Source organism: Streptomyces albireticuli (genome assembly GCF_002192455.1).
Classification (GTDB): Bacteria; Actinomycetota; Actinomycetes; order Streptomycetales; family Streptomycetaceae; genus Streptomyces; species Streptomyces albireticuli_B.
In genome coordinates this window covers 4,618,523-4,644,024 of the sequence record NZ_CP021744.1, presented here as the reverse complement: position 1 = coordinate 4,644,024, position 25,502 = coordinate 4,618,523, and the positions used below count along the sequence as shown (strand labels likewise).

Genomic DNA, 25,502 nt, shown 5'->3' with positions numbered 1-25,502 from the left:
CCCCCACCGACGCTGTGCATCAGCGTACGGCCGGGGTCCGGCGTCGGAAGCCGATTGGCAAAACTGCCTGACCCGCCTGTTGATGGTGAGCTTTATGTTCAGTATTGGGGCAGTGAACGACATGGAACGACGCGATGTCGGCCATGAGCGGTCCGACCTGACCGGTCCCGGCCGGTCCGGTTCCGTCCGGGTCCGGCCCCTGGGCGAACACCCGCACCGCAAGGGCCGGTCAGCGGCTAGCGGAGCCGCCGGGCGCCCTCCCCCGCGACGGCCGGAAACACCCGTGGCGCGCGGTGCCCCGCCGCCGCGAACGCCCCGGCGACGGCCTCGGTGACGGCCGCTTCAGCCCCCGATTCCACCAGCACGACGGCCGAACCGCCGAAGCCGCCACCGGTCATCCGGGCGCCCAGCGCGCCCGCGCCGTTCGCGACTGCGACGGCCAGATCCAGCTCCGGGCAGGAGACCGCGAAGTCGTCGCGGAGCGAGGCGTGCCCGGCCGTGAGCACCGGCCCGACGGCGGCGACACGACCGGCCTCCAGATGATCGACAACCTGCCGCACCCGGTCGTTCTCGGTGACGACATGGCGCACCAACGCTCGTACGGCCGGATCCGGCACCTTTCCGAGGGCCGGTTCCAGACCCTCGGAAGGGATGTCCCGCAGAGAGCGCACGCCCAGCGCGCGAGCTCCTTCCTCACAACCGGCGCACCGGGCCGCGTACGCGCCGCCCGCCAGGGCGTGCCGCACGCGGGTGTCCACGACCAGCAGGGACAGCCCGGCGGCGGCCAGGCCGAGGGGGACGTGCCGGTGGCTGAGGTCGCGGGTGTCGAGGAACAGGGCGTGGCCCGCGACGCACCGGGCGGAGGCGGTCTGGTCCATGATCCCGCAGGGGACGCCGACGAACTCGTTCTCGGCGCGGCGGCAGACCGCGGCGATCTCCGCCCGGGACAGCCCGAGTTCCCCGACGCCGTCGAGCGCGAGGGCGACGGCGCACTCCATGGCGGCGGAGGACGAGAGCCCGGCGCCGCGCGGGACGTCGCCGTCCAGGTGGATGTCCGCGCCCGGGGCGGGGTGCCCGGCCGCCCGCAGCGCCCAGAGGACGCCGGCCGGGTAGCCGGCCCAGCCCGGGACGAGGCCGGGCTCCGGGCCGGTCGCGGAGAACTCCGCGCGGCCGGCCTCCGGTCCGTCGCCCAGGTGCAGCCGCAGCCGCCCGTCGGCGCGTGGCGCGGCGGCCGCCCGGACCGTGCGCGGCAGCGCGAAGGGCAGCACGAGCCCCTCGTTGACGTCGGTGTACTCGCCGATCAGGTTGACCCGGCCGGGCGCCGCCCAGACGCCGGCCGGGGCGCGGCCGAAGGCCCGCTCGAAGGCGGCCGCGGAGGCGTCGGCCCCGGCCGTGTCACGGGCGGTCATTCGACGGCCGTCCGGCGGGCGAACTCCCAGGCGTCGGCGATGATCCCGGCCAGGTCGGGGCGGGCGGGGCGCCAGCCGAGGGTCTCCGCGGCGCGCTCGGCGGAGGCCACGAGGACGGCCGGGTCGCCGGCCCTGCGCTCGGCGGCGAGCTGCGGGATCGGGTGTCCGGTCACCTTGCGGGCGGCCTCGACGACCTCGTGGACGGAGAACCCGTTGCCGTTGCCCAGGTTGCAGACGAGGTGCTCGCCGTCGCGGGCGGCGGACAGCGCGCGCAGATGGGCCTCGGCGAGGTCGGCGACGTGGATGTAGTCGCGCACACAGGTGCCGTCGGGCGTGGGGTAGTCGTCCCCGTAGACGGAGATCGCCGCGCGCCCGCCCAGGGCGACCTGGAGGACGAGCGGGATCAGATGGGTCTCGGGGGCGTGCCGCTCGCCGTGCCGCCCGTACGCGCCCGCGACGTTGAAGTAGCGCAGGGAGACGGCGGCGAGGCCGTGGGCCGCGCACTCCCCGCTGATCATGTGGTCGACGGCGAGCTTGGTGGCGCCGTAGGGGTTGGTGGGGCGGGTGGGGGCGTCCTCGGTGATCGGGACGGTGCCGGGTTCGCCGTAGACGGCGGCGGTGGAGGAGAAGACGAGGGTGCGGACGCCGGCGTCGCGCATGGCGGCGAGCAGCTCGGCGGTGCCGCCGACGTTGTTGCGCCAGTACGGCTCGGGGTCGGCGACGGACTGGCCGACCTGGGAGAAGGCGGCGAAGTGCAGGACGGCGTCGTACGAGCTGTCCAGCCAGCGCCCCGCGTCCTGGACCCGGCCCTCGATGAAGCGGGCGCCGTCGGGGACGGCGGCGCGGTGGCCGGTGGAGAGGTCGTCGAGGACGGTGACGGAGTGCCCGGCGGCCAGCAGGTGCGCGGCGACGACGCTGCCGACGTAGCCCGCCCCGCCCGTGACCAGGTAAGTGCTGCCGCTCGTTCGCTGATTCACGTGCTCGCTACCTCTCGCAGTCGGCGGGCCGCGGCCTCGGGCGGCACATCGTTGATGAACACACTCATGCCGGATTCGGAACCGGCGAGGAACTTCAGCTTTCCGGGAGCCCTGCGGACGGTGAAGAGCTCCAGATGCAGGGCGAATTCACTCCTGAGGGGATGCCGGGCGGGCGCCTGGTGCCAGGCGGAGATGTACGGGGTGGGCGGCTGCCCGGGACCGAAGATCCGGTCGAAGCGGCGCAGGAGCTCCAGCTGGATCCCGGGGAGCTCCGCGCGGGCGGCGTCGCCGAGGGCGGTCAGGTCGGGGACGCGCCGCCGGGGATACAGGTGGACCTCGTAGGGCCAGCGGGCGGCGTGGGGCACGTGGGCGGTCCAGTGCGCGCCGTCGAGGACCGTGCGGCGGCCGTCGGCGAGCTCGGCGGCGAGGGTGTCGTCGAAGAGGTTCCGGCCGCCGGTGCGCCGGTGGTGGGCGGCGGTGCGGTCCAGGACGCGCCCGGTGCGCGGGGTGACGAAGGGGTAGGCGTAGATCTGGCCGTGCGGGTGGCCGAGGGTGACGCCGATCTCCGCGCCCCGGTTCTCGAAGCAGTAGACCTGCTCGACGGTGGGGAGCGCGGAGAGCTCCGCGGTGCGGTCCGTCCAGGCCTCCAGGACGAGGGCCGCGCGCTCGGGGTCGAGGTCGGCGAAGGAGGCGTCGTGGTCGGGGGTGAAGCAGACGACCTCGCAGCGGCCGAGGTCGCCCGCGAGGGAGGGGAAACGGTTGTCGAGGACGACGACGTCGTAACCGGGGGCCGGGATCTCGGTCGGGGCGGCCCCGGGCCGGGTGGGGCACAGCGGGCAGGCGTCGGGCGGCGGGTGGTGGGTGCGGGCCTGGCGGTGCGGGGCGATGACGACGTCGTCGCCGAGTAAGGGGTCGTGGCGGATCTCGGGGGTGGTGGGGTCGGGGCGGAGGGGGCGGGGGTCGAGGGTGTCGTGCGGGGTGTCGTCGCGGAGGTCGTAGTAGCGGAGGGTGCGGCCGTCCGCGAGGGTGATCGCCGTCTTTTTCACGGGGGGCTCTTCCCCATCCCGTGCGGCGCCTTAACCGGAAGCGGTGCTGCCGGGTGGGTGGTGCGGCGGGGTGGGCCGCTGCGCGGGGCTTTGTCCCCGCCCCGCCCCTTCCCGAACCGGGGCTCCGCCCCGGACCCCGGTCCTCAATCTCCCCCAGCTACCGCTGGGAGGTGCCCCCAGACGGGCTGAAATCAGCCCGTCCGGCGATTGAGGACACCGCGCGTCAGCGCGGAAGGGGGCCTGGGGGCGAAGCCCCCAGTTACGGGAAGGGGCGGGGCTGGGGAAAGGCCGCCCGCAGGGCACCTCGGCCGCACAGCCGTCACCCGGCCCCGGACCCGGCCCGCCCAGGACTACAGCGGCCCCGACCCCCAGGCCCCCGCGGCGGCGGCACCGGCGCCGCGCCCGCCGCCGCGCGGTCCAGAAGCCCCGTGCGGGCCGCGAGCGCCGCGGCCTCCAGCCTCGACCCGACGCCGAGCTTCATCAGGACCCGCTGGACATGTGTCCGCGCCGTGCTGGGCGCTATTCCCATCCCGGCCGCGATCAGTCGCGTGTCCTCCCCTCGGCCACCCGCACCAGCACCTCGACCTCGCGCGGCGTCAGCAGCTGGAGCAGCCGGGCGCCCTCGTCGTCCGGCTGGGCGGCGGGGTTGAGGAGCTCCGTGAAGGCTCCCTGGAGCAGCTGCGGGTCGACCGCGGCCTCGCCGGCGCGGGCCTTCATCATGGCGCGCTCGACGCCCTCGATGCGCTCGTTGTGCCGGACGTAGCCGGAGGCGCCGGCGGCGAAGGCCGCGGCGATGCCGAGCGGGCTCGGCACCGGACCGAGGACCACGACGGCGACCTGCGGCCGCTCCCGTTTGATCCGGACGACCGGGTCGAAGGCCCCCGGCTCGGCGGGGGTGGCGGTGCCCAGCAGGCACACTTCCGGCGCGCGGCTCACCACCAGGTCGGCCGCTCCCGCGCTCGGCGCGGCGGCGGCCAGCACGCGGTGCCCGCGCAGCTTCAACGCCGAGGCGAGCGCCTCGGCCAGCAGACGGTGGTCGTCGACCACCATGAGCCGCACGCCCATGCGCTTGCCCCCTGTCGCCCGCGTACGTCTCTCCTCGGCCCCTCTTGCCCCCGGAAGCTACACGCTTGTTCGACGTCGCGCGCCCCTTACCGGTGAGAAGTCCCCCGGAATGCCGAAATCCCTGCCAATCACGTGTACTTCGAGACTGAAACGGATCGTTCAGGCACGAAGGCGTGGCGGGCAGGGATACGGACTTTCATGGTCCGCATCGTGCGGCAACCGGTCGGAAACGGCAACCGCGTCAACGCGGCGCGCGGGCCCGGGGACCCGCGCGTCAACCTAAGGCGTCAGCTCCCGCCGTAGATCTGGAGGGTGTACTGCTTGCCCAGACCGGAGATGGTGACCTTACGGATGTAGTTCGTGCCCAGGAAGAGCCGGCCCTGGGCGTAGACGCCCTGCTGGTAGTTGGGCGAGAGCTCACCCTCGGCCCGCGCCGTGTCGTCGGCGTTCTTCAGCAGGACATCGGCCTTGTACGTCTTGGGGTCGATGCGCAGCACCTGGCCACCCCAACGGAAGGTCGCGTTCCGGTAGGCGATCGGGTAGCCGTCCTTGTCGACGCCGAGCGGGACCATCTCGGTGCCGGCGGTGCCGTCCGTCTTGCCCTTGGTCTGACCGGTGGCCAGGTCGAAGGCGACGATCTCGTTGATCCGGCCCGGCTGGCTGCTGTTGCCGGAGGGGTGCTCCTCGGTCGGCAGGTACAGCGTGTCCTTGGTGACGGCCAGCTTGGAGCAGCCCTCGACCTCGGTGGCGGGGCACTTCGGCTCGTACTTGCCGTTGCCCGTGGAGATCTTGCTGCGGAGCGTGCCGTCCTTGCCGCTGTCGTCGACGACGAGGAAGTCCGAGGCGCCGTTGCCCGTGGTGTCGCCCGCGGAGACCGCGACGACGAGCGGGTCGGTGGAGGCGATGTGCGGGTAGTTCAGGCCGCTCGGCACCTTGTAGGTGGACTTGACCGCACCGGACTTGGGGTCGAGCGTCTGCACGGAGACCTGCGGGCGCTCGTAGTCGCCGCAGCGGCGGACGGCGACGAGCTTGCCGCCGCCCGCGTAGCCCGCGTCCTTGCAGTTGGAGCTGTCCTCCTTGGGCTTCCACAGCTCCTGGCCGCCGTCGAGGCTCCAGGCGGCGCCGCCGCTGGTGCCGCCGGCGGCGACGGTGCCGGCGCCGATGGTGACCTCGTCGAACGTGACGTCCCGGTCACCGGCCTTGGCGGACTTCTGCCAGAGCTTGGTGCCCTTGTTCACGTCGAAGGCGACGACCTGGGTGCAGGGGCCGCCGTACTTCTTCTCCTCGCTGGGCTTGCCGTCGCTGACGAGGACGACGGCCTTGCCGTCGTCGGTCGGCTTCGCGTTGGCCCAGCAGACGGCGCCGTCGAGCGGGAGCTCCCACTTCTTGCCACCGCTCAGGCCGTAGCCGACGATCTTGTAGACGTCGGCCTTGGCGACGGCCTGGTCGCCGACCCACATGCCCTTGGCGCTGACGAGGTCGTCGACCTTCTCCTGCTCGACCTCGAAGAGCAGCTTGCCGTCGACGGTCTTGGGCTTCTCGCCCTTGCCGCCGCCCTGCTCGCCGTTGCCCTGCTTGCCGCCGGTGCCCTGGCTGGTGCCGTCGCCGCCCTTGGCCTGCTCCTCCTTGTCGTCACCCGACACGGCGAACCAGACGCCGCCGCCGATGACGAGGACGAGCGCCACGGCGGCGCTGACGATGACGGCCATGCGCTTCTTGGCACCACCGCCGGAGCCGGGGCCGCCCGGGGCGCCGGGGGCGCCGTAGGGGCCGGGCTGCTGCGGGTAGGCGCCGAACTGCGGCTGCGTGGGCGCGCCGAAGCCCTGGCCGGGCTGTCCGGGCCCGCCCGGATAGCCGTAACCACCGGGCTGGGGAGCCTGGCCGGGGGCCGGGTAGCCGTAACCGCCGGGCTGCGGGGCCTGTCCGGGGTAGCCGTAGCCGCCCGGCGGCGCCGCGGGCGGGGCCTGCGGCACGCCCGGCGGGGGCGGCGGCGTCTGCGGAGCGCCCGGCGGCGGGGGCGGCGTCTGCGGAGCGCCCGGCGGAGGCGGCGGCACCTGGGACGGCTTCGACGGCACCTGGGGTGCCGCCTGGGTCGGCTGCTGGGGCGGGTAGCCGTACGAGGGGTTCGGCGCGCCGAAGCCTCCGCCCGGCTGCGCCGGCGGAACCCCCGGCGGCTGGTTGGGCGGCTGGGGCGGCTGTGACATCAGCTTTCCTCTTCACGCGGGTCGGTGGCCCGAGCGGTCTCCCCCGCGATCCCGGTGGCCGAAAATCCACCGGGAAGGAGCGAATCGGGCAGGCGACCCGCCAGTCGGACGGCAGGCGAGCGGGTGTTCTTTCTATCACCCGACTTCCCATATCAACGGGCCGATCCCGGGGTTTGCACCGCCTGAGACCGGCCCGTGACGAGACTGTTGCGACTTATGAGTCCTTGTACGACTCAGGCGTCTTCGGCCAGTTCCAGCCAGCGCATCTCCAGCTCGTCGCGCTCCGCGGCGAGTTCCCGGAGTTCGGCGTCGAGCTTGGCGACGGCCTCGAAGTCGGTGGCCTGCTCGGCGATCCGCGCGTGCAGCTTGGTCTCCTGCTCGCTGATGCGGTCGAGGCGGCGCTCGATCTTCTGGAGCTCCTTCTTGGCGGCGCGGGCGTCGCCGGCCGACTTCTGCTTGGTGGCGGCCTCCGGCGCGGCCGGGGCGACAGCGGGCACAGCAGCCTCGATGACCCGCTGCCGCCGCTCCAGGTACTCGTCGAGGCCGCGCGGCAGCATCCGCAGGGCCTTGTCTCCCAGCAGGGCGTAGACCTTGTCGGTGGTGCGCTCGACGAAGTACCGGTCGTGGCTGATGACGACCATCGACCCGGGCCAGCCGTCGAGGAGGTCCTCCAGCTGGGTCAGGGTCTCGATGTCGAGGTCGTTGGTGGGCTCGTCGAGGAAGAGGACGTTGGGCTCGTCCATCAGCAGGCGCAGGATCTGGAGGCGGCGGCGCTCACCACCGGAGAGGTCGCCGACGGGCGTCCACTGCTTCTCCTTGGTGAAGCCGAACTTCTCGCACAGCTGCCCGGCGGTCATCTCCCGGCCCTTGCCGAGGTCGACGCGGTCACGGACCTGCTGGACGGCCTCCAACACGCGCTTCTTCGGGTCGAGTTCGCCGACCTCCTGGGAGAGGTAGGCGAGCTTGACGGTCTTGCCGACGACGATGCGGCCGGCGGCGGGCTGCTCCTCGCCCTGGGTGCGGGCGGCCTCAGCGAGGGCGCGCAGCAGCGAGGTCTTGCCCGCGCCGTTGACGCCGACGAGGCCGACCCGGTCGCCGGGGCCCAGCTGCCAGGTCAGGTGCTGGATCAGGGACTTGGAGCCGGCCTGGACGGTGACGTCCTCCAGCTCGAAGACGGTCTTGCCGAGGCGGGAGTTGGCGAACTTCATCAGCTCGGCGGTGTCGCGCGGCGGCGGCACGTCGGCGATCAGCTCGTTGGCGGCCTCGATGCGGAAGCGCGGCTTGCTGGTGCGGGCGGGGGCGCCGCGGCGCAGCCAGGCGAGCTCCTTGCGCATCAGGTTCTGCCGCTTGGCCTCCTCGGTCGCGGCGATCCGCTCCCGCTCGGCGCGGGCGAAGACGTAGTCGCTGTAGCCGCCCTCGTACTCGTGGACGGCGCCGCGCTGGACGTCCCACATGCGGGTGCAGACCTGGTCGAGGAACCAGCGGTCGTGGGTGACACAGACCAGGGCGGAGCGGCGGGCGCGCAGGTGGGCGGCCAGCCAGGAGATGCCCTCGACGTCGAGGTGGTTGGTGGGCTCGTCGAGGACGATCAGGTCCTGCTCGGCGATCAGCAGCTTGGCGAGCGCGATGCGGCGGCGCTCGCCGCCGGAGAGCGGGCCGATGACGGTGTCGAGGCCCTGCGGGAAGCCGGGCAGGTCCAGGCCGCCGAAGAGGCCGGTGAGGACGTCGCGGATCTTGGCGCTGCCGGCCCACTCGTGGTCGGCGAGGTCGCCGATGACCTCGTGGCGGACGGTGGCGGCCGGGTCCAGGGAGTCGTGCTGGGTGAGCACGCCGAGGTGCAGGTGGCCCGCGTGGGTGACCCGGCCCTTGTCGGCCTCCTCCAGCCTGGCGAGGATGCGGATCAAGGTGGTCTTGCCGTCGCCGTTGCGGCCGACGACGCCGATCCGGTCACCCTCGTTGACACCGAGGGAGATGCCGTCGAGCAGCGCACGGGTGCCGTACACCTTGTCGACGGCTTCCAGATTGACGAGGTTCGTGGCCATTCCGCTCCTGCTCCTGCGCGGGCTGCGCTGCTTTTGTGATCGGCTTCCCAGGGTAGTCGGCGCACGGCGCGGCCGGCCCCGTGGCCCGGGAGCGCTGCCGGGCCACGGGGGACGCGCCAGGTCGCGGGCGCCCGCGCGCCGGAAGGGCCGGCTCTCCCGGCCCCCGCGGCTCAGGCCTTCGCCGCCACCACCGGGCGGATCCGCAGCGCGGCCCAGGTCGGGACCAGCGTCCCCACCAGTGCCAGTGCCAGCGCCCCGGCCGCCGTCGTCAGATAGATCACGGGCGGCCCGGAGGGCAGCCAGCCGTCCGTCGCGGCCAGGCTGAAGGGGACCAGGGCGGCGGCCGCCGCCAGCGTGCCCAGGGTCAGGCCCATGGCCGTGACCAGGGCGGCCTCCACGGTCATCATGCGCAGCACCTGGCCCCGGGTGGCGCCGGTGAGGCGCTGGAGGCCGAACTCGCGGCGGCGGTCGCGTACGGAGATCACCAGGGTGTTCACGACGGACAGGGCGGTGTAGCCGATGAGCATGCCGCAGATGAGGAAGTTGACGGACGCCTGGGCGCGGGTGTCGCGGGCGTGCCCGTCGATCACGCCGTCCCGGTCGGTGACGGTGAGGCCCGGGTGGGCGGCGGTCAGGGCTCGCAGGGCGCCGGCCACGGTCCGGGGGTCGGTGCCGGCGGCGGCGCGCACCAGGATCTGCGCGGGCAGGCCGGCGGTGGTGTGCGGGGCGAGGAGGGTGACGGGGACGAGGGCCGTCGCGTAGCCGGGCCGGTCGGCGAGCAGGGCGACGACGCGGAGGCCGGCGGTGGAGCCGTCGCCGAGCCGCAGCCGTACGGTGTCGCCGACGCCGCGGCGCAGCCGGTGGGCGGTGGCCTCGGGCAGCGCCACGGTGTCGCCGCGCAGGGCGGTCAGGCTGCCCGCGGTCACCGGGGCGGCCAGGGTGCGCCCGGCGGATCCGGCGTCGACTCCCTGGAGGGCCAGGCCGCGCTTGTCCTGCCCGTGGTCGACGGGCCGCTCCAGCCAGCCGGTGCTGGTGACGTACGCGCCGGCGGCACCGACGCCGGGCACCTTCCGCACCCGGTCCACGAAGGCGGGGTCCACGCCGCCGGCGGCCGAGGTGACGACGGCGTCGGCCTTGAGGCCGTCGGTGAACTGCTTGCCGGAGACGTCGGCGGCGGTGGTCTGGAGGTAGAGCATGCCGGTGGTGACGGCCGTGGCGAGCATGATCGGGGTGACGGCGCCGGCCACGCGGATCGAGCGGGCCCGGCAGTTGCGGGCCGCGAGCCGGCCGGTGACCCCGCCGAACAGCCGGGCGGGCCACTGGAGGACGGCGGCCGCCGCCTTGGTGAGGGCGGGACCGATCAGGGCGAAGCCGATCGCGGCGCACAGCACGGTGGGGCCGGCGGTGGACGCCGCGACCGGGCCTTCCAGGACGAGGGCGGTCACCAGGCCGAGCGCCACCGTGCCCGCCAGGAACAGGGCGGCGAGGAGCAGCCGGGGCCAGGAGATCCAGCGCTGCCGTGCCTCGGCCTCGCCGAGCGCCTCGGTGGGCCGGACCCTGACGGCGCGCCAGGCGCCGAGGACACCGCCGCCGAGCGCGGTCAGGAGGAGGGCGCCGCCCGCGGTGACGGCGGGGATCCAGCCCTGCCGGAACTCGACGGTCTCCGCGATCATGCCGGTGCCGACCAGCCGCTCGTACAGCCAGTGGCCGGCGAGCGGGCCGGTGAACCAGGCGACGGCCCCGGCGAGGGCGGTGACCATCAGGGTCTCGCCGAGCACGAGCCGGCGCAGCTGGCCCCGGGTGGCGCCGACGGCCCGGAGCAGGGCGAGTTCACGGTGCCGCTGCCCGGCGGCCTGGGCGACGGTGGCGCCGACGACGAACACCGCCGTCTCGACGGCGAGCCCGCCGAAGGCCCCGGCGACGGCGATCAGGTTCTCGCCGCCCTCGACGACCTCGGGGTGCTCGACGGCTCCCCGGTCGTCGCCGGCCAGGACGGTGACGCCGTGCCCGCGGAGGGCGTCGGCGATCCGCTCGCGGAGGGCGGCGGTGCCGGTGCCGGGGCGGGTGGTGACGGCGATGTCGGCGACGGTGCCCGCGCGGGGCGCGAGCCGGGCGGCCTCGGCGGTGGAGAGGAAGAGCGTGGCCTGCGGCACGGCGCGCCCGGCGGCGGGCCGGACGACGCCGGTGACCCGGTACGGGGCGGTGGTGCCGTGCGCGGTGAGGGCGACCCGGTCCCCCGTCCGGACCCCGGCCGCACGGGCGAGACCCTCGTCGAGGACGGCCTCGCCGGGGCGGGTGGGTGCCTCGCCCGCGGTGAGGGCGTACGGGGTGAGGGCGGCGGACTCCCAGCCGTGGGCCCGGGCGGCGGCGGGGGTGCCGGTGCCTCCGGTGACGGCGGCGTCGATCGTGCGCTCGCCGACCGCGGTACGGACGCCCTGGACGGCGCGGACCCGCTCGACGAGCGCTTCGTCCAGCTCCACGCGCTCCGGGAACAGCCCCTTCGCCTTGTGCTTCTCGTCGTCGGCCAGGGAGTACCTCGGGTCACCCGTGACGAGGAGCTGCGCGCCCGCGAGGCGTTCGGGCGGGGTGTTGTTGCGGATGCCGGTCTCCATCAGGCCGCCGCAGGCCATGACGATCGTCGCGCCGAAGAGCAGCGCGAGGAAGGTGGCGGTGAAGGAAGCGGTGCGGTGGCGCAGCGAGCGGCGCGCGAGCTTGCCCATCACGCGGCGGCCCCGGCCCGTCCATGGCCCGTCGTTCTGCGGATCACGCCCCACCCCTGTTTTTCCGTCGTGCCTGTTTTTCCGTCGTGCGGCCGCCGGTCGCGGCGACGGCCTCAACGCTAGGGACGGGGCGGGCGCGGCCCCATGGGACGAGCGGGCCTCCTGGGGGTGGGGACAGCCCTACCGGCGACGTGGGGTTCCGCCGGCCGCCTCGACGAGCAGCCAGCCCACGGCGGCCATGAGGACGGCGGCGGGCGCGGTGACCCGGAAGGCGACGAGGACGGCGGTGCGGCCTTCGAGGAGACCGGCGAAGCCGACCATGGAGAGACCGAGGACGCCGAGGAGGGCGAGGGTGACGCCGGTGGCGGCCGCGGCGGTCATGGCGCGGTTCCGCTGCGCGGGGCTTTCCGAGTGCGGCGCCGTCTCCCGCTGCGCGGACCGTATCCGCTGCGCGGGGCTTTCCGAGTGCGGCGCCGTCTCCCGCTGCGCGGACCGTATCCGCTGCGCGGGGCTTTCCGAGTGCGGCGCCGTCTCCCGCTGCGCGGACCGTACCCGCTGCGCGGAGCTTTCCGGGTGCGGCGCCGTGCCTCCGCGGGGCCTTGAGGGACTGCTTCGCTTTACGTCCCTCAAGGCCCCGCTGCGGCCCGCCGCCTCCCGTGGGTGGGTGGGGGAAACCCTCTTGGGCACCGCCGGGGCCTCCGCCTTGCGGAAGACGGCCACCAGGAGCGCGGTCACCAGTGCCGCCGCCGCGATCCTCAGCGGCACCTGCGCCCACCACGCGGCGCTCGCGGGGGCCGGCAGGGGGACGTCGAGGGCGAGCAGGGCGCCGTAGACGCCGAGCATCGCGGTGAGGTGCCACAGGAACGCGGTCATGGCGATGCCGTTGGCCGCGACGACGGCGCGCCACACCCGGGGGCGGGCCACCAGGCGCGCCATGGGGCGGCGCAGGAGTTCGACGGCGCCGACCAGCCACAGGCCGTGGCAGAGCAGGGCGAACGTGGGCGGCGCCATGTTGCTGATCCTCTCGCCGGGCATGCCGACCATCGACAGCGGGTACGGGCCGAGGGCCACGAGCCCGGCCGCCCCGGCCATACCCACCGCGGCGAGGACGGCCGGGCGGCGCAGGCGGCCGTCGGCGCGCAGGAAGCCGAGCTGGTGGACGGCGAGCCAGACGAACGCGAAGTTCAGGAACTCCACGTACGGGACGCCGGCGGCGAACCGCAGCACGTCGACGCCGGCGGCCGCGCCGGCCAGTGCGGCGAACGCGCCCCATCCGCACCGCTCGTGGAGCCGGAGCAGCGGCGGGGTGAAGGCGACCATGGCCAGGTAGATGCCGATGAACCACAGGGGCTGGGCGACGAGCCGGGCGGCGACGTCCGTCAGCGGGCCGTCCCCGCCGAGGAGTTGGACGGCGAGGGCGCCGGCGCCCCAGACGGCTATGAAGAGCATGGTGGGGCGCAGGAGGCGCTGGAGGCGTGCGCGAAGGAACGCGGCGTAGGCCGGTCCCCCGGCACGGCGGGTCAGGGACCGGTAGGAGAGGGCGTGCGAGAAGCCGCCGACGAAGAAGAACACCGGCATGACCTGGAGCACCCAGGTGAGGAGCTGCAACCCGGGCTCGACCGCGAGCAGGTTGCCGACCTCGGCCCGGCCGTGGTCGGCGGTCACGGCGGCCATCAGCCAGTGGCCGAGCACGACGGTGCCGAGCGAGACGACCCGGAGCAGGTCGATCGTCCGGTCGCGCCCGGCGGGGGTGGCCGCGGCGAGGTCGCGCGCGGTGGGTGTCGTAGCCATGCCCGCACCCTGGCCCGGCGAGGGCGGGCGTCGCCACGGAGGCCGTACTCAGGTGCGGCTGAGTACGGCTACTCAGCCGGTGACCCCGCCCTGCCCGTACGGGCGTTCCAGCGCGGCGCATCTGCGCGGTTTCGCATGGTTGCTCCTGGATTCGCCGTCCGGGATCGTGCTTCTCGGCCATCGGTACGGACGGGACGAGGGGGACGACGCATGGCAGCGGTACGGGCACTCCGGTGGGCGGCGGTGGCCGCCGCCGGGCTGATGCTGACGGGCGCCGCGGTGACGCCGGGGCCCGCGGCGGCGGCACCGGCTCCCGAGCGGGTGGTCGCGGACGACGGGCAGGGGCGGTTCGCGTACTGGCTCAGCTGGCGGGCGAAGCGGTGGCGGGACGCCACGACCTATTACGTCACGGGGCAGGGGTGGCCGCCGCACACGACGGTCAGCCTGTCGACGGAGGGGTGGCACCGGGCGCCGGTGTCACGGGCGTGGAGCGAGCCGCGGGTGGATGGCGCGGGGAACTTCTCGTACGAGGCGTATGTGCGGTATGTGGACCCGTATCAGGGGGAGTTGACGTTGCGGGCGGTGGATGCGGCGGGGCATGCGGAGACGGTGCGGATGGCTGCGCCGTAGGGGTGGGGGTGCGGCGTGGGGCGGAGCGCCGCGGGCGGGGTGGGCGGGGCGGGTCGCCATGGGGGGCCGGGGCGGCATGGGGGGGCGGGTCGCCATGGGGGTGCCGCTGCGCGGGACCTTTTCCCCTACCCGCCCCTCCCCGGAACCGGGGGCAAGCCCCCGGGCCCCCTTCCGCGCTGACGCGCGGTGGCCTCAAACGCCGGCCGGGCTGATTTCGCCCCGGCCCGGCTGGATTCAGGCCGTCGGCAGCACCGTCGCTCCCGGGGCCGCACCCGACGTGACCCGGACCGACCGGCACGTGCCCGACGACCTCAGCGCGTCCGCCACCTTCTCCCCCTCCTCCTCGTCCCGGACCAGGAACGCCGTGGTCGGGCCCGAGCCCGAGACCAGGGCGGCCAGGGCGCCGGCGCCGGTGCCCGCGGCGAGGGTGGCGGCCAGGGACGGGCGCAGGGAGACCGCGGCCGCCTGGAGGTCGTTGGTGACGGCCGCGGCGAGCGCGGGCGCGTCGCCGGTGCGCAGGGCGTCGAGGAGCGCGGGCGACGGCTCCGGGGCGGGCACGTCCGCCACACCCGAGCCCCCGCCTGAGACCTCGCGCAGGCGGTCGCACTCGGCGTAGACCGCCGGGGTCGACAGGCCGCCGTCGGCGACGGCGAAGACCCAGTGGAAGGTGCCGCCGACGGGCAGCGGGGTGAGGATCTCGCCCCGGCCCCGGCCCAGCGCCGCCCCGCCGACCAGGCTGAACGGCACGTCGCTGCCGAGCTCGGCGCAGATGTCGAGCAGTTCCTCGCGCGAGGCCCCGGTGCCCCACAGGGCGTCGCAGGCCAGGAGCGCCCCGGCGCCGTCCGCGCTGCCGCCCGCCATGCCGCCGGCGACGGGGATGTCCTTGTCGATGTGGATGTGGACGGCCGCCTCGCGCCCGTGCCGGGCGGCGAGGGCGAGCGCCGCGCGGGCCGCGAGGTTGGAGGCGTCCAGCGGCACCTGGCCGGAGTCCGGCCCGGAGCAGGTGATCCGCAGTTCCTCGGCGGGCGTGACGGTCACCTCGTCGTACAGGCCGACGGCGAGGAAGACGTTGGCCAGGTCGTGGAATCCGTCCGGCCGTACGCCGCCGACGGCGAGCTGCACGTTGACCTTGGCGGGGACGCGGACGGTGACGGACGGGCTCACGGAGCGGGCTCCTCGGGTCGTACGGGAGAGGGTCACGGCCGATCGTACGGGGGCGTGAGCCGTCAGCCGGAAGACGGCGGGAGGTGACGGGGGCGCAGGGGTGGGGGTCCGGGGCGCTTACGTGTATTTGCGGGCCCAGTGCGGGGGTTCCCCTGCGGTTCGGGGCGGCGGGCCCGTAAATATACGGCCCCGGACCCCCACCCCGGAGCCCCCGGCACCGGCACCGGCACCGGCACCGGACACGTACGCCTCAGCCCTGCTTGTTCTCCGCGATCGCCACGAACTCGTCCACCGTCAGCGACTCGCCACGCGCCTGCGGCGAGATCCCGGCGGCGACCAGCGCGGCCTCCGCGGCGGCGGCCGAGCCGGCCCATCCCGCCAGCGCCGCCCGCAGCGTCTTGCGGCGCTGCGCGAAGGCGGCGTCGACGACCGCGAAGACCTCCTCGCGGGTGGCCGTGGTGTCGATCGGCTCGCTGCGGCGGACGAGGGAGACGAGGCCGGAGTCGACGTTCGGGGCGGGCCAGAAGACGTTGCGGCCGATGGAGCCGGCCCGCTTGACCTCGGCGTACCAGGCGGCCTTGACCGAGGGGACGCCGTAGACCTTGTTGCCGGGCGCGGCCGCGAGCCGGTCGGCGACCTCGGCCTGGACCATCACGAGCGTCCGCTCGATGCTGGGGAACCGCGCCAGCATGTGCAGCAGCACGGGCACGGCGACGTTGTAGGGCAGGTTGGCGACCAGGGCGGTGGGCGGCGGGCCGGGCAGCTCGGTGACCTGCATGGCGTCGCTGTGCACGAGTGCGAAGCGGTCCGCGCGGCCGGGCAGCCGGGCGGCGATCGTCGACGGGAGGGCCGCGGCCAGCACGTCGTCGATCTCGACCGCGGTGACCCGGTCGGCGGCCTCCAGCAGGGCGAGGGTCAGGGACCCGAGACCGGGGCCGACCTCGACGACGACGTCGTCGGGCCGCACCTCGGCGGTCCGCACGATGCGCCGGACGGTGTTGGCGTCGATCACGAAGTTCTGGCCGCGCTGCTTGGTCGGGCGTACCCCGAGGGCTGCGGCCAGCTCGCGGATGTCGGCGGGACCGAGCAGGGCGCCGGAATCGTCTGTGCTGGGGCTGGAGCTCACCCGTGAAGTTTACGGCCGCACACGGGCCACGGGCTCGCCCCCCGGCTGACGTAGAGCTTCTTGGCCCGGAAGGTCTGCTCGGCGGCGGGCGCGTCCTGGGGCCGGCCCTTGCCGCCGAGGCCCTGCCAGGTGCGGACGTCGAACTGGTAGAGGCCGCCGTAGGTGCCCGACGGGTCGACCGCGTTCGCCCGGCCGCCGGCCTCGCACTGGGCGAGGCCGTCCCAGTTCAGCCCGTCCGCGCCCTGCACGGCGGTGGGCATGGCCTTGGTGCCGACCTTCACGATCTGGGTGGTGGGCCGGCGGACGGTCTCGGTGGAGATCTTCCGGGGCTTCTGCTTGACGCCGTTGACGGTCCGCAGGGCGTAGGTGACGCGCTCGACGCCCTTCTCGCCGCGCTGGGCGACGACCTCGGTGCCCTTGAAGAGGGTGGGGTCGTCGCGCCGCTCGGTGGTGAAGTCGATGGGCACCTCGCGCACCTCCTCGCTGCCGGTGATCCGCATGACGGAGATCGTCTGGCCCTCGCGCGGGAAGCTGTCGGGGTCGACGGAGGTGGTGTCCTGGCCGCGCAGGGTGATGCCGGCCTGGTCGATGGCCTCGTGGACGGTGGCGGCATTGGTGCGGATGGTGCGCTCGCGCCCGTCGGCCATGAAGGTGACGGTCCGCTCGGTGCGGACGTCCAGGTCCAGGCCCTCGCGCGCGATGGAGGCGGAGCGGGATGCGGACAGGTAGGCGCCCTCGGCGCGCACCCCGAGCTGGCGCAGGGCGCCGTCGACCGTGCGGGCGGTGGTCCACACGTGGTGGTGCTCGCCGTCGAGGGTGAGGGTGACGGGGCGCCCGTAGCGGACGGTGATCTCGTCGCCCGCGCTGAGGTCGTGGTCGTGGCCGGGGGTGACGGCGTCATGGGCGCCGAGGGACATGTGCTCGTCGGCGAGGAGCTCCTCGACGTCGTCGGCGAAGGTGTGCAGCGTGCGGGAGCTACCCTCGACGTTGAGCTTGACGGTCTTGTCGCTGACGATGAAGGCCGAGGTGCCGCCGGCGAGGAAGGCCACGACGAGGGCCTGCGGGACGAGCCGGCGCAGGGCGTCGGGCCGCTCGCCGGCCCGCTTGCGCCGGGCGGAGCGGCGGGCGCGCTCGCCCTCGGGTTCGCCGGCGGGGTCGGCAAGGGGCGCGGGGGGCTCCGGCGGGGCCTCCGTGAGCTCCTCGGCGGGGGTGGTGGCGGCGCCCTGCCGGGGCAGGTGCGGGAGCTCGTCCGGATCGGCGGGGGGCGCGTAGGAGCCCGCTTCGCGCGGTTCGGGCAGGAACGGATCGTAGAAGCCCTGGGGTGGTTCGTATATCCCGTAGGGCTCGCCGGGGGCGTCGTAGGAGCCGTACGGCGCCGCGGGGGCGGGCGGCGCGGCGGCCGGGGCGGCCTGCGCATAGGCCCCGGACGTCCCGTACGCACCGTGCGGCTCATAGGGCGCGTAGTGGCCGGAGGGCTCGTACGGGTCGTACGGGCTGTATGCGTCGTACGGGTCAAATGCTGGGTAGAGCGGTACTTCCGCCGCACCGCGGCGTGCGGCGCGGGGGCTGCCCTGTGCATGCGTCACGCGACACTCCCCTGGGTCGAACTGTCCGGCCCGGGACTGTAGCGGAGGGAGCGTCACTCTCCAAAGTCATATGATCACACGGTGTCGCGGCGGAACCGGCTCAGTAGCCGAACGCCCTTGCGGTATTCGCGGCGACCGCCGTGGCCAGGGCGTCCTCGTCCACCCCTCGGTACCCGGCCATCGCGCGCAACGTGACCGGAATGAGGTACGGCGCATTGGGCCGTCCGCGATAGGGCATCGGCGTCAGGAACGGCGCGTCCGTCTCGACGAGCACCCGGTCGAGCGGGGCGACGGCGAGGGCGTCCCGCAGGTGCTGGGCGTTCTTGAAGGTCACATTGCCCGCGAAGGACATGTAGTAGCCCGCCTCGGCGCACACCTTCGCCATCTCGGCGTCGCCGGAGTAGCAGTGGAAGACGACGGTCTCCGGGGCGCCCTCCTCCTCCAGCACCCGCAGGACGTCGGCGTGCGCCTCCCGGTCGTGGATGACCAGGGCCTTGCCGTGGCGCTTGGCGATGTCGATGTGGCGACGGAAGGAGCGCTCCTGGGCGGCCATGCCCTCGGGGCCCGTACGGAAGAAGTCCAGGCCGGTCTCGCCGACGCCGCGGACGTGCGGCAGCGCGGCCAGGGCGTCGATCTCCTCCAGCGCCGCGTCCAGCGCGGCGTCGCCGCCCGGCTCGCGGGCGCCCTGGCGCGACCAGCCGTCGGGGTCGCCCAGGACGATGCGGGGGGCTTCGTTCGGATGCAGGGCCACGGTGGCCCAGACGCTCTCGTGCGCGGCGGCCGTCTCCGCCGCCCAGCGGGATCCGGCCAGGTCGCACCCCACCTGGACGACGGTGGTCACCCCTACCGAGGCGGCCTTGGCCAGGGCTTCCCCGACGGAGGAGCCCTGCATGTCCAGATGGGTGTGCGAGTCGGCGACCGGCACGTTCAGCGGTGCCGGGAGGGGCGGGGGGACGTCCTTGTCGCTCTGACTCCGCGCGCCGCCGGGCCTGTCGCTGTTCGATGCTTTTGCCGCCATGGACGCGATTCTAGAGATCGCGCGGCCTCGCGCTCACTTGCGGTGGTGGAAGGGGTGCAGGAGGTCCGACAGGTGCCAGTGGTGGGCGCGCGAGGACTCCTCGGCGCCTTCGGTCTTCTCCGGGGCTTCCCCGGCGCGCGGGGAGGGGGCGGAACCGCTCGTGCGGTACGGCCCGGCGGGCGCCTGGTCCGTGGCGGGCACGTCCGTCTGCGCGTACTGGTGCAGGACGCCGGCTATCCGGGAGACCTGCCCGGAACGCATGATGCGGACGGCGTGACCGCCGCAGTTCATGCACGTGGGGTGCGTCAGCGGGGACGGGACGCGCTCCCCGTCCGCGTAGTAGACGACGAACGGCCGGCCCTCGGCGTCGGTGTAGTGCTGTATCTCGTACGACTGCTCCCAGCCGTGCCCGCACCGCATGCACGCGAAGGCGTACGACTCGTGGGCGGGCTCCAGTGCGCCGGGCGCGGCGGCCGGGTGGCCGGCGGCTGTCGGACGGACACCGTTCGAGGTTCCTGCGATCTCGCTCATGGCAGCTCCTCTTGTCCTGAGGACAAGTCTCTCCGGGATCGGACGTCCCACATCCAGGGAACGCCCTTACCGGCGAAGTCGCAGCAGCCTCTCCCCCGAATTGGGACAAACTTGGCGTCGCACTGCCCAAAATGCCAGGCTGCCAGGCCTAAGCTTTGCCTTTCACGATAGCCCTTTACCTGGGGATGGGCCTGGTAATGAGGGCCGGGACGGGCCTTTCGCTCCGGGGGCGCTCCCGGGCGCGCCCGGGAGCGCCCCCGGGTGGTCCCGGTGGAGCTTTTCCCCCGCCCGCCCCCTCCCGGAGGCCCTCGCCGAAGGGGCTGATTCCGGCCCGTGCGGCGGGTGCGCCACCGCCGCACCCGGGTGCGGCGGGCAGGGCGCGGGCAGGGCCGGGGAGCCCGCTACTTCGCCGGCTTCCCCGCCGCGTTCTTCGCCGCCACCACCGCGTCGAAGACCTCCCGCTTGGGCAGCCCGGCCTCCGCGGCCACCGCGGCGATCGCCTCCTTACGGCGCTCCCCCGCCTCCTCCCGGACCTGCACCCGGCGCACGAGCTCCGCGGGGTCGAGGTCCTGGGGGCCGGCCTCGGGGGCGCCCTCCACGACGATGGTGATCTCGCCGCGGACGCCCTCGGCGGCCCAGGCGGCGAGCTCGTCCAGGGGGCCGCGCTTGACCTCCTCGTACGTCTTGGTCAGCTCGCGGCAGACGGCGGCCCGGCGCTTCGGGCCCAGCGCCTCGGCCATGGCGGCGAGGGTGTCGTCCAGGCGGTGCGGCGCCTCGAAGTAGACGAGCGTACGGCGCTCGTCCGCCACCTCGCGCAGCCGGCCGAGCCGCTCCCCCGCCTTGCGCGGCAGGAAGCCCTCGAAGCAGAAGCGGTCCACGGGCAGCCCGGAGACGGCGAGCGCGGTCAGCACGGCGGACGGGCCCGGCACGGCCGTGACCTTGATGTCACGCTCGACGGCGGCGGCGACGAGCCGGTAGCCGGGGTCGGACACGGACGGCATGCCCGCGTCGGTGACCAGCAGCACCCGGGCACCGCCGGCCAGCGCCTCGACGAGCTCGGGCGTACGGGCCGACTCGTTGCCCTCGAAGTAGGAGACGACGCGGCCGGTGGTGTGCACGCCCAGCGCCTGGGTGAGGCGGCGCAGCCGCCGGGTGTCCTCGGCGGCGATCACCTCGGCGGCGGCGAGCTCGGCGGCCAGCCGCGGGGGCGCGTCGGCGACGTCACCGATGGGGGTACCTGCGAGTACGAGCGTTCCAGTCACGGCTCCATCCTCGCAGGGTCGGACGGCGCGGCTCGCCGGGCGGGCCCGTAGCGGCCGGTGCGGGGCGTCACCCCGCGTGCAGCATCAGGCTGATCCCCACGACCATGAGCCCCGCGGCGGCGATCCTCGGCGCCCCGAACCTCTCCTTCATGACGACGGCGCCGATCGCCGCGCCCACGATGATCGACGACTCCCGCAGCGCCGCGATCGGCGCCAGCGCGGCCCGGGTCTGTGCCCACAGGACGAGTCCGTAGGCGAAGACCGACAGCACTCCGCCGAGCAGGCCGCGGGCGGCGTGGGGGCGGAGCCCGGCGACGAGCCGGCCGCGGCGGGTGGCCAGCGCGTAGGCGGGGATGGCGAGCCCTTCGAGGATCATCAGCCAGGCGATGTAGCCGAGGGGCGAGCCGGAGGCGCGGACGCCCAGGCCGTCGACGACCGTGTACGCGGCGATGGCCAGGCCGGTGGCGAGCGCGGCGGTGATCGCCGGCCAGTGCGGGCGCGCGCCGGAGCCGCGGATGCCCCACAGCGCCAGGCCGACCAGCCCGGCCGAGGCCACCGCGACCCCGGCGAGCTGCCAGGCGTCCGGCAGCTCGCCGGCGAAGACCGCCGCGAGGACGGTCACGGCCAGCGGCGCGCTGCCACGGGCGATCGGGTACATCTGCCCGAAGTCGCCGAGCGTGAAGGACCGCATGAGCAGCAGCTGGTAGACGACGTGCAGCACGGCGGAGGCGAGCAGATACGGCCAGGCCCCGCCCGCGACCCCGGGCACGAAGGGCAGCAGCGCGAACCCGCAGAGCGCGCCTCCGCCGCCGACGAGGGTGAACGCGAGCAGTTGGTCCTTGATGCCGTGGGCGATGGCGTTCCAACTGGCGTGGGTGACGGCGGCGGCGAGGACGGCGGCGACGACGAGGGGGGTCATGCGGGGTGCTCGCGCGTACGTATTCCTGACGGGCGATCAGCTGAAGTGCTCATGTCGTGACGCTAGCGCCGCGGCGGTGGGGTGCGCTGTTGCGGCGGTCACCGTCGGGGCTCCGCGGGCGGGTGGGTCGCCTGCGGCGAGCTTTTTCCCCAGCCCCGCCCCTTCCCGCTGCATCCGATGTGCGGCTCCGCCGCGTGCGGGGCTCCGCCCCGGACCCCGGTCCTCAAACTCCCCCAGCTACCGCTGGGAGGTGCCCCCAGACGGGCTGAGTTGTCGCCCGGAACCGGGCAAATCCAGCCCGTCCGGCGCTTGAGGACACCGCGCGTCAGCGCGGAACGGGGGCCCGGGGGCTTGCCCCCGGTTCCGGGAAGGGGCGGGTAGGGGACAAAGCCCGCCGCAGGCGCACCCCGCCCCCACCGCACCCGCACCCGCACCCGTCACCCCGCCCGCAGCACCGCCGCCACGATCGGCCCCGCCGAATCCCCGCCATGACCCCCCTGCGGCACGACCGCCGCCGCGGCCACGTCCCCCCGGTACGCCGTGAACCACCCGTTCGGCAGCGTCTGCCCGTCGATCTCCGCCGACCCCGTCTTCGCCCCGACGTCGTTCCCGAGACCGGACATCGCCTTGCGCCCCGTGCCCGAGACCGCCGTGAGCCGCATCATCGAGCGCAACTGCTGGGCGACGTCCGCCGGGAGGGAGCGCGAGGCCCGCGCGAGCTGCCGGCCGTCGACGGACGGGTCGACGAGGTAGGGCTGGTGGAAGGAGCCCGTGCGCGCGGTGGCGGCGACGGAGGCCATGTTCAGGGGGGACATCTGCACCTTGCCCTGGCCGATCATCGCGGCGGCCTTGCCGGCGCCGGACTCTACCGGGACGCTGCCGTCGAAGCTCGCGAGGCCGGTCTTCCACTCCAGGCCGAGGCCGAAGACGTCCCGGGCCTCGGCGGCGAGCGCGTCGTCCGGGACGCCGCCGGCGAGGGAGATGAAGGCGGTGTTGCAGGAGGCGGCGAAGTCCTGGGCGAAGGTGGCGCCGGGGTTCTCGCTCTCCTCGACGTTGTGGAAGCGCATGCCGTAGGTGGCGTACTTGGGACAGGGCAGCGGCTTCCCGGGGGCGGCCTTGCCCTTCTCCAGCAGCATCGCCGCGGTGACGACCTTCATGGTGGAGCCGGGCGGGGTCTGGCCCATGAGCGCCGCGTTGAACTCGGTCTTCTTCGAGTTGGCGACGGCCAGGATCTCGCCGGTGCCGGCCTTGACCGCGACGACGGAGGCGTCGTCGCGGCCGCTCACGGCGGTCTCGGCGGCGCGCTGCACCTTCGCGTCGAGCGTCGTCCTCAGCTTTGCGGGCTTGCCCTTGGAGACCACGTGCAGGGTCTTCGGGGCGGCCTCGGGGCCGGCGCCCGGGGTGACGGCGCGCACCTCGACGCCGGGTTCGCCGCCCGCCTTCTCGGCGAAGCGCCTGCGCAGCTCCGGCAGGACGGGCGCGAGCGAGGGGAGGTCCTTGGCGTCGAGCACGGTGCCGTTGCGGTCGAGCGCGGTCAGCTGCGGCGCGGCGCCGGCGTCGGTGCGCAGGGTCTCGCCGCGGGCGAGCTGGGGGTGGACGACGGCGGACCGCCAGTCGACGAGGGCCTTCCCGGTGGCCGGCCCGCGGACGACGTCGAGGGCCGACTCGTAGGTCCAGGTGACGCGCTGCTTGCCGTAGCCGATCTCGGCGCTGACGGAGAAGGGCACCCGGGTGCCGGTCGCCGTGCCGGGCTTGAGCGTGACCTTCTCGACGTGGGCCTGGTCGCGGTAGCCGTTGAGGGCGGTGGTCGCCGCCTCCACGTTGTCGGTCAGGGCGGCGGCTTTCGCGGCGTCGCCGTCCTGCCAGGCGGCGAGGAAGTCGCGGGCGGTGTCGGCGGTCTCCTTCTCCGTCGGCGGCCCGGTCCTCTTGGGGGCCGGTTCGCCGTGCGCGGAGTTGGTTCCCGCGACCGCGTCGATCACGTTGTACGCGCCGAGTCCGGCGGCTCCCACCAGTCCGGCGGTCACGACACCCACCGCGATCTTCGCACCCTTGTGCATAAGTCAGCCCCCTCCAGGCCCCCACCCCAAGGTTTTAATCAGCTGATTAAAACCTTCGGTTCGGCACTGTACGGGACAGGAGGGGAGGAAGGGACCCCGATGGCCGGAACCGGTCTCTCCGGACACCCCGGCACACACCCCGCTCCCGGGCACGCGCGGCGCCCGCCGGGCGGCTCAGATCCAGGTGTCGAACCACATCCGGTTGCGCCAGGCCTCCATCGGGATGGGGTGCCCGGTGTAGATCGGGAAGAAGTAGATGAAGTTCCAGACGATGAGCAGCACCAGGGTGCCCGCCCCGACCGCGCCCACGACCCGGCGCCGCTCGGAGGAGCCCGGGGGCCCCAGGACCGCCCCGATCATCATGGCCAGCGCCAGGCACAGGAACGGCACGAACACGACCGCGTAGAAGATGAAGATCGTCCGCTCCTGCCACAGGAACCACGGCAGATAGCCCGCCGCGACGGCGCACAGCACCGCGCCCGCGCGCCAGTCGCGCCGCAGCCCCCACCGGTAGAGCAGGTAGAGCAGGGCGAAGCAGGCGGCCCACCACAGCAGCGGGGTGCCCAGCGCGAGGACCTCGCGGGCGCACTTGTCGGTGGCGTCCGCCGGGCAGCCGTCCTGGCCGGGCGAGGGGGACTCGTAGAAGTACGAGACCGGGCGGGACTGCACCAGCCAGCTCCAGGGGTTGGACTGGTAGGTGTGCGGCGAGGTGAGGGTGGTGTTGAACCTCCAGACCTCCTGCTCGTACGTCCACAGGCTGCGCAGCGGGTTGAGGACGCCGGCGAGGAAGCCGTCCGGGCTGTGGCCGCCCTCGGTCTCGGCCCAGTGCCGGTAGTAGCCGCTGTGCTGCCAGCCGTCCTTCTCGCTGTACGTGCCGCTCTTGAGGAACCAGCCCGTCCAGGAGGCGAGGTAGACGCCGAGGGCGACGGGCACGGTCGACAGGAACGCCCACGGCACGTCGCGGCGCAGCGTGGCGAGCGTGGGCCGGCGGGCGCCGGCCAGGCGGCGCGAGCCCATGTCCCACAGGACGGTCAGCAGGCCGAAGGCCGCCAGATAGACGGCTCCGTTCCACTTGGTGGCGCAGGCCAGGCCCAGGAAGACGCCGGCCGCGATCCGCCACGGGCGGAGGCCGAGCGGGAGCCGGTCGCCGACCGCGGCGTCGGGCCGCGCGGGCCCGTCGTCGCCGACCGGGAGGGCGGCGGCCAGCCGGGCCCGCGCCTTGTCGCGGTCCACGAGCACGCAGCCGAAGGCGGCCAGCACGAAGAACATCAGCACCGAGTCGAGCAGCGAGGTGCGGCTCATGACGAAGTGCAGGCCGTCCACGGCCATGAGGGCGCCCGCGAGGCAGCCCAGGAAGGTGGAGCGGAAGAGCCGGCGGCCGATGCGGCAGAGCATCAGCACCGAGAGGGTGCCGAGGACGGCGACCATGAAACGCCAGCCGAAAGGGTTCAGCCCGTAGAGCCACTCACCGAGGCCGATGACCCACTTGCCGGCCGGCGGGTGCACGACGTAACCGGGGGCGTCCGGGACCGTGTGGAAGCCGTCGATGATCTTGTCGTTGATGTCGTCGGGCCACTTCGCCTCGTACCCGGACTTCCACAGGGCCCAGGCGTCCTTGGCGTAGTACGTCTCGTCGAATATCACGGCCTTGGGGCTGCCCAGGTGCCAGAACCGGGTCAGCCCGGCGACGAGCGCGATCAGCAGCGGCCCGATCCACCCCGACCACCGCGCCAGCACCAGGGCGAGCGGCGGCCGTGCCCCGAGCGCCTCCCACACCCGCGTCCCGGGCTCGGGGAACGCCGGTACGAGCCGCTCCCGGACGTCGGGCCGCGGCCCTCCCGCATAGCCGAACCGGCGGAGTCTGCGCTGCCACGGGGGCTGTCGCTCGTCCGCCGTCTGGCCCTGGTGTGCTCGGGTCGCGGTGTCACTGGTCACCGCGCCATCGTAGGGAACCA

Annotated in this window: 17 protein-coding genes and 1 pseudogene; 1 reads left to right on the top strand and 17 read right to left on the bottom strand. The window is 74.3% G+C overall.

The features are described from left to right. Window positions 1-236: 236 nt before the first annotated feature. The 8 genes and pseudogenes from galK to SMD11_RS20090 all read right to left on the bottom strand — a co-directional run bounded on the left by galK (window position 237) and on the right by SMD11_RS20090 (window position 13,254). Window positions 237-1,409 (bottom strand): galactokinase, encoded by a 1,173-nt coding sequence (gene galK / locus SMD11_RS20125; protein WP_087927769.1) that lies wholly within the window; start codon window positions 1,407-1,409, stop codon window positions 237-239. Continuing rightward, the gene (gene galE, locus SMD11_RS20120) at window positions 1,406-2,386 is read right to left on the bottom strand and encodes a UDP-glucose 4-epimerase GalE (protein ID WP_087927768.1); all 981 of its coding nucleotides are present in this window, start codon (window positions 2,384-2,386) and stop codon (window positions 1,406-1,408) included. Before galE ends, galK begins: the two co-directional genes overlap by 4 nt. Further along, entirely contained in the window at window positions 2,383-3,432 is a 1,050-nt protein-coding gene (gene galT / locus SMD11_RS20115; protein ID WP_087927767.1) for a galactose-1-phosphate uridylyltransferase, read from the bottom strand. The genes galE and galT overlap by 4 nt, the downstream gene beginning before the upstream one ends. A gap of 319 nt (window positions 3,433-3,751) precedes the next feature. Beyond that, a pseudogene (locus tag SMD11_RS20110) lies at window positions 3,752-4,497 on the bottom strand (response regulator transcription factor). Window positions 4,498-4,784: 287 nt separating this feature from the next. Then, on the bottom strand, window positions 4,785-6,701 hold the full coding sequence (locus SMD11_RS20105; RefSeq protein WP_087927766.1) for a PQQ-binding-like beta-propeller repeat protein: 1,917 nt from the start codon (window positions 6,699-6,701) through the stop codon (window positions 4,785-4,787). Between the two features lie 233 nt (window positions 6,702-6,934). Further along, window positions 6,935-8,743, bottom strand: coding sequence for an ABC-F family ATP-binding cassette domain-containing protein (locus SMD11_RS20100; RefSeq protein ID WP_087927765.1), 1,809 nt, complete (start codon window positions 8,741-8,743; stop codon window positions 6,935-6,937). Window positions 8,744-8,913: 170 nt separating this feature from the next. Further along, a complete protein-coding gene (locus tag SMD11_RS20095; RefSeq protein ID WP_234366097.1) occupies window positions 8,914-11,517 on the bottom strand; it encodes an FtsX-like permease family protein in 2,604 nt (867 codons plus the stop codon). 126 nt (window positions 11,518-11,643) lie between these two features. After that, window positions 11,644-13,254 (bottom strand): acyltransferase family protein, encoded by a 1,611-nt coding sequence (locus SMD11_RS20090; protein WP_087927763.1) that lies wholly within the window; start codon window positions 13,252-13,254, stop codon window positions 11,644-11,646. Window positions 13,255-13,464: 210 nt separating this feature from the next. Here SMD11_RS20090 and SMD11_RS20085 point away from each other — a divergent pair, with 210 nt between their 5' ends. Beyond that, window positions 13,465-13,884 (top strand): hypothetical protein, encoded by a 420-nt coding sequence (locus SMD11_RS20085; RefSeq protein WP_159395327.1) that lies wholly within the window; start codon window positions 13,465-13,467, stop codon window positions 13,882-13,884. 234 nt (window positions 13,885-14,118) lie between these two features. On the opposite strand, the gene SMD11_RS20080 is transcribed toward SMD11_RS20085, so the two are convergent. From SMD11_RS20080 to SMD11_RS20040, 9 genes are all read right to left on the bottom strand, one after another. Continuing rightward, window positions 14,119-15,048: a 4-(cytidine 5'-diphospho)-2-C-methyl-D-erythritol kinase gene (locus tag SMD11_RS20080; RefSeq protein WP_087927761.1), complete on the bottom strand. Its 930-nt coding sequence runs from the start codon at window positions 15,046-15,048 to the stop codon at window positions 14,119-14,121. A 250-nt stretch (window positions 15,049-15,298) separates the two neighbouring features. Next, window positions 15,299-16,174, bottom strand: coding sequence for a 16S rRNA (adenine(1518)-N(6)/adenine(1519)-N(6))-dimethyltransferase RsmA (rsmA, locus tag SMD11_RS20075; RefSeq protein ID WP_087927760.1), 876 nt, complete (start codon window positions 16,172-16,174; stop codon window positions 15,299-15,301). Beyond that, the gene (locus SMD11_RS20070) at window positions 16,171-17,760 is read right to left on the bottom strand and encodes a resuscitation-promoting factor (protein WP_087927759.1); all 1,590 of its coding nucleotides are present in this window, start codon (window positions 17,758-17,760) and stop codon (window positions 16,171-16,173) included. Before SMD11_RS20070 ends, rsmA begins: the two co-directional genes overlap by 4 nt. A gap of 100 nt (window positions 17,761-17,860) precedes the next feature. Continuing rightward, entirely contained in the window at window positions 17,861-18,778 is a 918-nt protein-coding gene (locus SMD11_RS20065; protein ID WP_087927758.1) for a TatD family hydrolase, read from the bottom strand. A gap of 33 nt (window positions 18,779-18,811) precedes the next feature. Continuing rightward, window positions 18,812-19,309, bottom strand: a complete 498-nt coding sequence (locus SMD11_RS20060; RefSeq protein ID WP_087927757.1) for a hypothetical protein — start codon at window positions 19,307-19,309, stop codon at window positions 18,812-18,814. A gap of 401 nt (window positions 19,310-19,710) precedes the next feature. Then, window positions 19,711-20,571 (bottom strand): 16S rRNA (cytidine(1402)-2'-O)-methyltransferase, encoded by an 861-nt coding sequence (gene rsmI, locus SMD11_RS20055; RefSeq protein ID WP_087927756.1) that lies wholly within the window; start codon window positions 20,569-20,571, stop codon window positions 19,711-19,713. A 67-nt stretch (window positions 20,572-20,638) separates the two neighbouring features. After that, window positions 20,639-21,490, bottom strand: coding sequence for a DMT family transporter (locus SMD11_RS20050; RefSeq protein WP_087927755.1), 852 nt, complete (start codon window positions 21,488-21,490; stop codon window positions 20,639-20,641). A 437-nt stretch (window positions 21,491-21,927) separates the two neighbouring features. Continuing rightward, window positions 21,928-23,547 (bottom strand): penicillin-binding transpeptidase domain-containing protein, encoded by a 1,620-nt coding sequence (locus SMD11_RS20045; RefSeq protein ID WP_087927754.1) that lies wholly within the window; start codon window positions 23,545-23,547, stop codon window positions 21,928-21,930. 174 nt (window positions 23,548-23,721) lie between these two features. Beyond that, entirely contained in the window at window positions 23,722-25,482 is a 1,761-nt protein-coding gene (locus SMD11_RS20040; protein ID WP_087927753.1) for a dolichyl-phosphate-mannose--protein mannosyltransferase, read from the bottom strand. Window positions 25,483-25,502: the final 20 nt, after the last annotated feature.

Bases quoted from the DNA above. Each gene is read 5' to 3' on its own strand.
- galK (WP_087927769.1), bottom strand. From the start codon at position 1,409: ATGACCGCCCGTGACACGGCCGGGGCCGACGCCTCCGCGGCCGCCTTC.
- SMD11_RS20105 (WP_087927766.1), bottom strand. From the start codon at position 6,701: ATGTCACAGCCGCCCCAGCCGCCCAACCAGCCGCCGGGGGTTCCGCCG.
- SMD11_RS20100 (WP_087927765.1), bottom strand. From the start codon at position 8,743: ATGGCCACGAACCTCGTCAATCTGGAAGCCGTCGACAAGGTGTACGGC.
- SMD11_RS20090 (WP_087927763.1), bottom strand. From the start codon at position 13,254: ATGGCTACGACACCCACCGCGCGCGACCTCGCCGCGGCCACCCCCGCC.
- SMD11_RS20085 (WP_159395327.1), top strand. From the start codon at position 13,465: ATGGCAGCGGTACGGGCACTCCGGTGGGCGGCGGTGGCCGCCGCCGGG.
- SMD11_RS20065 (WP_087927758.1), bottom strand. From the start codon at position 18,778: ATGGCGGCAAAAGCATCGAACAGCGACAGGCCCGGCGGCGCGCGGAGT.
- SMD11_RS20060 (WP_087927757.1), bottom strand. From the start codon at position 19,309: ATGAGCGAGATCGCAGGAACCTCGAACGGTGTCCGTCCGACAGCCGCC.
- SMD11_RS20050 (WP_087927755.1), bottom strand. From the start codon at position 21,490: ATGACCCCCCTCGTCGTCGCCGCCGTCCTCGCCGCCGCCGTCACCCAC.
- SMD11_RS20045 (WP_087927754.1), bottom strand. From the start codon at position 23,547: ATGCACAAGGGTGCGAAGATCGCGGTGGGTGTCGTGACCGCCGGACTG.